The sequence below is a fragment of the Pseudoalteromonas sp. SG41-1 genome (assembly GCF_014164575.1).
In the GTDB taxonomy this organism is placed as follows: domain Bacteria; phylum Pseudomonadota; class Gammaproteobacteria; order Enterobacterales; family Alteromonadaceae; genus Pseudoalteromonas; species Pseudoalteromonas rhizosphaerae.
Genome location: NZ_JACJFL010000084.1, coordinates 1 through 7,339 on the forward strand (window position 1 = coordinate 1; position 7,339 = coordinate 7,339).

At 41.1% G+C, this 7,339-nt stretch carries 4 protein-coding genes; 1 reads left to right on the forward strand and 3 read right to left on the reverse strand.

The genetic code is table 11. The annotated features are described in order from the left end of the window. Positions 1-101: 101 nt before the first annotated feature. Positions 102-581: a DUF721 domain-containing protein gene (locus H5203_RS22095; protein ID WP_182820337.1), complete on the reverse strand. Its 480-nt coding sequence runs from the start codon at positions 579-581 to the stop codon at positions 102-104. 860 nt (positions 582-1,441) lie between these two features. On the opposite strand from H5203_RS22095, the gene H5203_RS22100 reads away from it, so the two are divergent. Further along, positions 1,442-2,821 (forward strand): MBL fold metallo-hydrolase RNA specificity domain-containing protein, encoded by a 1,380-nt coding sequence (locus H5203_RS22100; RefSeq protein WP_182820338.1) that lies wholly within the window; start codon positions 1,442-1,444, stop codon positions 2,819-2,821. Between the two features lie 458 nt (positions 2,822-3,279). Here H5203_RS22100 and H5203_RS22105 read toward each other — a convergent pair whose 3' ends face one another. Further along, on the reverse strand, positions 3,280-4,872 hold the full coding sequence (locus tag H5203_RS22105; protein ID WP_182820339.1) for a hypothetical protein: 1,593 nt from the start codon (positions 4,870-4,872) through the stop codon (positions 3,280-3,282). Between the two features lie 239 nt (positions 4,873-5,111). Beyond that, positions 5,112-7,268 (reverse strand): YjbH domain-containing protein, encoded by a 2,157-nt coding sequence (locus tag H5203_RS22110; protein WP_182820340.1) that lies wholly within the window; start codon positions 7,266-7,268, stop codon positions 5,112-5,114. Between the last annotated feature and the right edge of the window lie 71 nt (positions 7,269-7,339).

Consider the following 7,339-nt stretch of genomic DNA (forward strand, 5'->3'; position numbering starts at 1 on the left):
AGGTTCTAGGTTCTAGGTTCTAGGTTCTTCAATACAGTTGCAAACTAAATATACATGGTAAACTTTTCCTAACGCCTATTTCTTCCTAGCGCTTAAAACCTTTATTTTTTACCATGCCTCGCTAGACGCTCTAGCTTTTCTTTTAGTGACGGTGGTGCACTTTGTGCAATCGCATTAAGGTAATCAGCGGTTTGTTCACTCATAGCTAATTTATTCGCAGGAATGGCGTTAGCTGTTTTTAACGCATTATTTGGACTTAATCGTTGGCTGGCTTGTGGATTAGCGGTAATTTTAATTTGCCCAAGTTCTGCCATACCGGCACTACGAAAGTGTGACAGCATATCCATTTTTAAGTAGTTTAAACGCAGTGCTATAGGTGCAGATACCGCCTCAATCATCAGCGTACCATCGCGATAATTACTAACGCGACATTTTCCACCTAAATTAGCGCCCAAAAACTCACTCAATAAAGTTTGTTGTTTATCTAATGCTTGGCTTTTACCTGCATACGACGACAATCGACCACTCAGGCCAGCCATAATATCGTTTAAAGGTTTTGGCGCGAACCTATCTTTAGCCATGCAAAACACCAAAAGTTACATTGAAGAGACTGAGTTTAATTGAATGCAAAGGTTAAAGCTACCTCGAGAAATGAAAGATACGGGGTAATAGGTATTAGGTATTAGGTTAAAGGTTAAAGGCAGAGATTAGCTACACCTGAAATCTAATGACTGATGGTTCAATACAACCGCGCGGCATAAAGCCGCGCCTACGCTTTAAAACATAGGAGCTAGGTTTTAGGCTCTAGGTGCTAGTCACTTCCCTAGCACCTAGCACCTTTGTCTTCCTAGCACCTTTAACCTTTTAGCGGTGGCAAGCCACTCGCCTACAAGTGATTTAACATCGAGGCAAACTTTAACACCGTAGGCGTTGAGCTTGCTGACGCACAAACACCGTAACAATATTGAATATCGCGGTGGCAAGCCACTCGCCTACAAGTGATTTAACACCGAGATAAACCTTAACACCGTAGGCGTTGAGCTTGCTGACGCACCAACACGGAGCCACATTTAAAACGCGGTGGCAAGCCACTCGCCTACAAGTGATTTAACATCGAGGCAAACTTTAACACCGTAGGCGTTGAGCTTGCTGACGCACCAACACGGAGCCACATTTAAAACGCGCTGGCAAACCACTCGCCTACATAGGCATATACACAAAAGGTTAATGCCAGGCAAATTGTACAAAACGTAGGAAATAGCTTTAACCATGAATTTTATAATCCCCGAGCCATAAAGCCGCGCCTACGCTTTAAAACATAGGAACTAGGTTTTAGGCTATAGGTCCTAGTCACTTCCCTAATACCTCCAACCTTTTAATTTGACATTTTTTATCCTAACCTTGTTTCTAATTTGTATAATTTAATCAACAAGGATCAACCATGAAAATTACCCATCATGGAGCGGTGAATGGGGTTACGGGGTCATGCCATCAGTTGGATTATGATCAACACTCATCGGTGTTAATTGACTGTGGGCTTTTTCAAGGGGAAGACGCAGGGCCAAGTTTAGCTATCGACTTTGATATCTCAACTGTCACTGCGCTGATTGTTACGCATTGTCATATTGACCACGTTGGCCGCATACCTTACTTATTTGCTGCTGGTTTCACTGGCCCTATTTTTACTTCGAAGGCATCGGCAAGTCTATTACCATTAGTGATTGAAGATGCACTTAAAGTCGGGGTAACGCGAGATCAAAAAATTATTAACGCCTGTTTAAGCTTACTTACCAAGCGTATTGTCGCTATCGAATTTAATACTTGGTTTGACTTACCAACCACCAGCAACAAGCCCACCGCGAAAGCTCGCTTACAACGTGCCGGGCATATTTTAGGCTCCGCCTATGTTGAAATAGATATAAAAACTAAAACTAGCAAGGGAAATTCCCATCGCGTAGTATTTTCTGGTGACCTAGGAGCGCCGCATACTCCGCTACTGCCTTCCCCCAAAGCGCCTTACAAAGCCGATACTTTAGTGATCGAGTCAACCTATGGTGATAAAAACCATCAAGGCCGAAAAGAACGCACGCAAACACTGAAAAAGGTGATTGAAAAAGCCGTTGCCGATAATGGCATTGTACTTGTGCCAGCGTTTAGCATTGGCCGTACGCAAGAGTTACTGTACGAACTGGAGCAAATAATTCACAACGCAGCTAAAAATTCGCCATGGCAAAGCATAGAAGTCATTGTGGACTCCCCTATGGCAGCTAACTTCACCACAGAGTATCGAAAATTTAAAACCCTCTGGGACGATGAAGCAAAAAAACGCTTAGCCAAAGGCCGCCATCCATTAAACTTTGCGCAGTTGCATACTATCGACAGTCACCAAGAGCATATAGCCGTAATTAATTACCTAAGCAAACGCAAACAACCCGCGATTATTCTTGCCGCTAGTGGCATGTGCACCGGCGGACGAATTGTGAATTACCTAGAGCGATTTTTACCTGATGAAACTACCGATGTGATTTTTGTTGGCTACCAAGGCCGTGGCACGCTCGGCCGAGATATTCAAACCTATGGACCAAGTAATGGTTATGTGCATATTAATGACCATAAAATCACCATTAACGCAGCAGTACACACAATCAGCGGCTACAGTGCTCATGCAGATCAAAACGGCTTAATAAAATTTGTAACAGGTATGCGTAAAAAGCCCAGCCATATAAAAATAGTGCACGGTGATGATAACGCCAAAAATGCGCTAGCAGCAAAATACAAAGAAATACTAGGAGATGAGATGAAGGTTGAGATTGGAAAATGAGGGGGGCAGTCAGGTTTTAGATGTTAGATGTTAGGTGTTAGGTAGAGATTAAACCAAGCACAGTGTTAGGATTAAGAATAGGCGGGGCTTTATGCCGCGCGGTTTATAAAACTCATGGCTAAAGCCATTTCCTACAGGGGGTAAATTTATCGTAGGAGCCGGCTTTAGCCGCGAAAGATTTTAATTGATTTATTCATAAAGGTGTTAATGAATACGCGTCAGCAAGCTTAACGCCTACGGTGTTAAATTGTATTCTGGTGTTTAATTACGTGTAGGCGAGTGGCTTGCCACCGCGAAAAGGTCAAAGGTAGGTTTTAGGTGTTAGGTTTTAGGCCTGCAGCTCGTAGCTCGTGCCCCGAAGCCCACTGCCTGTAACCCGTTGGCAAGGTAGCCCAAAACGAAAAAAAGCCGCATAAATGCGGCTTTTAGGCTTAATCCCTAATAGGAACTAACAAAAATTAACCGTTACCGCCAGTACCACCAGTACCACCGGTAGATGTTGGACATGTAAACTGGAATGCTTGAGTTAACGCGTCAGCATTAGCACCTTCAATTGTGAATGTGTTCGCACCTTCAACAGGTAAACCACGGAAGTTAACAGTAACATCGTAGTTTTCACCTTCACGTAGGTTAGTTAACTGGAAGTTACCATTCGCATCTTTAATTGCAGCTCTTGCAGCTTTGCCAGCACGTTTAAATGAAACAGTTGAATTAGTAACATTCACCGCTACATCAGCATCGTTCGAACAAGCACCTGTAAGAGTTAATTCTTTATTAACTAAAGTAAATGGTGCTACAGGAGTTAAATCAACACTGCCACAAACACCAACTTCTGTTTGTGAGTCAAACCATGTTCCACCTTCACGGTCAAAAAGTCTAACTCGAGCAGTTGCGCCATCATATATACCATAGCGTAATGTTGTTGCAGCTGATACGACAGTCTTTGAAGTTGCACCACCGCGGATGAAGCTAGATACAGATCCATCTGAAGATAAAGCTGATAGATATAAACCACCTGCAGGAATAGTGCCTGAAGTAACATTTACAGAAAAGCCGTCAGTACAAGTATTCGCATTGCGGTTAACAGCAAACCACGTTAAGTGGTTTGTTTCAAAGCTTACTGTACCAGTACCTTGTGTAACTGCAAAGTCATCTGCAGACCATAGGCCTGTTTCATCATCGAACGACTTAACAGTAAGCGTTTCGCCAGCTGCTAAATCGGTAGGTGCTGCTAGTGTTACTTTTAATGTGTCACCAGCAAACTTCTTAACTTTAGTGTCACCCACTAATAAGTTTACATCAGCAACCGAAACTGGCACTAAAACATTTGCGCTTGTGTTACCAACATTTAGACCTTCAGGGATCACTGATGATTTAGTTGAAGATGCTGGATCTGTACCTACAACACTCAATGATACTGAATCACCAGTTACAGCTTCGCCTGCAGCATTTTGAAGCGTAATGCCACTTGGTAGAGTTGCAGTAGCTAAAGAAGCACCAGAAACTGCAGCATCAGCCTTAACTTCAGCTGTTGTTGTTGAACCGCTAATATCAGTAGAAGCAGTTGCAACGCTTGCAAGGCCAGCAGTATCTGTTGAGGTCAATTGGAACTGAGCTGGTAATACAGATAGTTCGTCTTCGTTAGATAAGTCAACATTGAAAGATTTAGTTATAAAACCTGCAGCAGAAACTACAGCTGTCACACTTGATAACTCAGAGCCACTCTTAACAGTAACAATAAAGCCACCATCTTCAGTAGTTGTTGCAGTTTGAACCACGTTGCCATCTACATCAACGATGTTAGTTGATGGCGCGCCATTTTCCACAAATCTTACTGTTGCATCTGCAATTGCATCTGAGTCGCCATTTACTACTGCTACATTAACTATAAAGTTAAGTTCAGTTGGTGTTTGAGGTGGAACAACCACTACTGGATCAGGTCCTGGTCCAGGTGGTGTGTAATCATTACCATCGTCATCACTAAAACAACCAGTTAGAGCAAATGCAGAAGCTACAGACAATGCCAATAGCGATTTTTTGTTAGTAAACATAGGGAGTCCTTTTATTCCTTTATAATAAACAATCAATAAACTAAGATTTTTTATACTCGTTACAATATTAGCGTTTACTTTAGAAAAGTATAGCCATAACGCAACAAAAATGAGCAAAAAAACAACATTTTTTACTTTTTGTCAAAAATAGAGCTAATCGCTCTATAGTAATTAATCAGTTCGTTACATAATATAGACTAACTACATATTTGTACAATAGTTAGTCTAATAAAAATTTGTTACCGATATTTTAAATACACTTCTTTTAACCTTGGTAAATGTTTATAAACATAATCACTCGATAAGCGACCTTGGTTAAAGAATGTTTTATCTAAGCCAACTATTGAACTTGGTGCATATAACTGGTTAAAAACCAATTGATTATGCGACTTACCTACTTGCGTACCAATACTATGGCGGTAGGCCTCATTACCTTTAACTTGGCCAAAACGGGTGACCGACATATCTTTACGCGGTGATAACGGTATGCTTATCGCAGCACCGGCTCTTTGCGCACTTGAGTCTTCAAAGAATACAGCTAAGTAGCTATCACCAAACCAAAAACGTGATTCTAGCTTGTAACCACTATCTTCATACCAAAAATCACCAGCTTGGGCATGCAAAGTAATATCTTGCTCTACCCAATTATATTGATAATTAAACATTTGGTAACTGCGGCTACCGCGGTAATCCTGGTACTGAAAAGAGCCAAATTTAAAGCTCACTTTATGCCTACCAGCATCACTTAGCCAAGCTGTTTCATTACTAATACCGCGGTAGTCATAAAAGTCTTTGATATAGCCAACTTGGGTTTGGTTGTAAAAACCAAACGGTAGTTCAAAAGTTTGATAGAACAAAGCGCGATCAAACTGGGTTTCTTTACGGTAGTTTTTAAACGGCTTATTTTCAGCGTAATCATCACTATTCGCAACATTTACTTGGCCACCTAAAATAATGCCGCCGCCTTGCCATAAAGGCACCTCTAAATCGGCTCTAATGGCGGCTGAGTAATCAAATACTCCAAGCTCAGTTGCATAGGTATTGCTTATGGTTGGCGCTATTGTTAAACGCGGTTTAAAGTATGGCGAACTAGTATCTGTAGTTCCTACCCAAACCAAACCATTTGGCTCAAGAGCAGCCCCTAGGGTGATTAATAAATCAGGCGAAATATTGTTAACAATATATTCTTTGTAATTATCAACGGTACCAACAACATTAAGTAATGCTAAATCATATTTGTTTAGTTGCACGCTAAATTCAACACCCTCAAGTGTTATTAACTCAGCAACACGCCCTAATACCAATCCTAATGCATCAATATCGTTACGATTAAAAATTGAGTTTTCAAATTTAACAAACAACTGATTATTATTGTTAAAAGCAACACTCACATTTTCAAAACCATCTTCCACCAATGCTAATTTCAAGTTAACAGATTGAGAATTCAACTGACTTAACTCAGCTTGTTGCTCTGTATTATTTGTAATCTTTGCAGTAGTACGCGCTTCTGGCTTAACGGTAGGTAAAGTGTAATCATTTGGCGTTTGTATTTTTACAGCATCAGGGTTTATAGATGCCGCACCTTTAGTCGCAACAGGTACATTAGCAGTATTATTTTGCACATTCGGTGCAGCTTTAACTGGCTGTTGGTAACCTAACTCATCACTTAGTGGTAAGGTAAAGTTGATACCCCAATAATTACTGGTATCTTCAGATAATTCAGTATTACTGTAAAAACGGCTGGTTAAGGTGATTTCACCAATATCATATAACCATTCTTTAGGAATGGTTAGTCGCGCAGCGGCATTAACAGCCTCAGAGTCGTATTCAGTTAATAAGCTAAACCACTTGAACGGTTGCCATTCAATACCAGCAAAAGCCCCATCCATCTGCCCCGTTTTACGATCGCTTGAGCCAACACCTGCACTAAATCTAAAATCCCACAGCTCTTTTGAGGCAACAGCATAAATTGTTTTATAGTTATTTGCCGCGCCCCCCATATCCTTCATACCAATAGCAACACTCAACCAGTCTTTTGGTATGTAAGGTATTTGGTATTTAGCATTAAAAGATAAATCACGAGTTTGGCCTCTGCCCTCCGAATAAAATAAATTATCGTGCATAGAGTTAGATGCAACTTGGCCACTAACTTCAAGGCCTTCAAATAAGCCAGCGGAGACTATAAAATTATGGCCATCCATGTACCTCTGGCCCCGAAAATCAAGCTGATTGTTATAACCAAAATCAACCACGCCAGAATCCATTACTTCAGCATTAGGAGTGTTAATTAAGCCGGTATAGCCTGCAAAAGACTGGAAGTGTTTTACCTCATCAGCGGCAACAGGTAAGCTCAATGCTGCTGCACAGCTTAAAAACAACATATTCAATTTAGGCATGGTGTGATCCGAGTCCGAGTTAGTATTATTAAATCCATCAATTCCTAGGTTCTAGGTTCTAGGTTCTAGGT

Bases quoted from the DNA above. Each gene is read 5' to 3' on its own strand.
- H5203_RS22095 (WP_182820337.1), bottom strand. From the start codon at position 581: ATGGCTAAAGATAGGTTCGCGCCAAAACCTTTAAACGATATTATGGCT.
- H5203_RS22100 (WP_182820338.1), top strand. From the start codon at position 1,442: ATGAAAATTACCCATCATGGAGCGGTGAATGGGGTTACGGGGTCATGC.
- H5203_RS22105 (WP_182820339.1), bottom strand. From the start codon at position 4,872: ATGTTTACTAACAAAAAATCGCTATTGGCATTGTCTGTAGCTTCTGCA.
- H5203_RS22110 (WP_182820340.1), bottom strand. From the start codon at position 7,268: ATGCCTAAATTGAATATGTTGTTTTTAAGCTGTGCAGCAGCATTGAGC.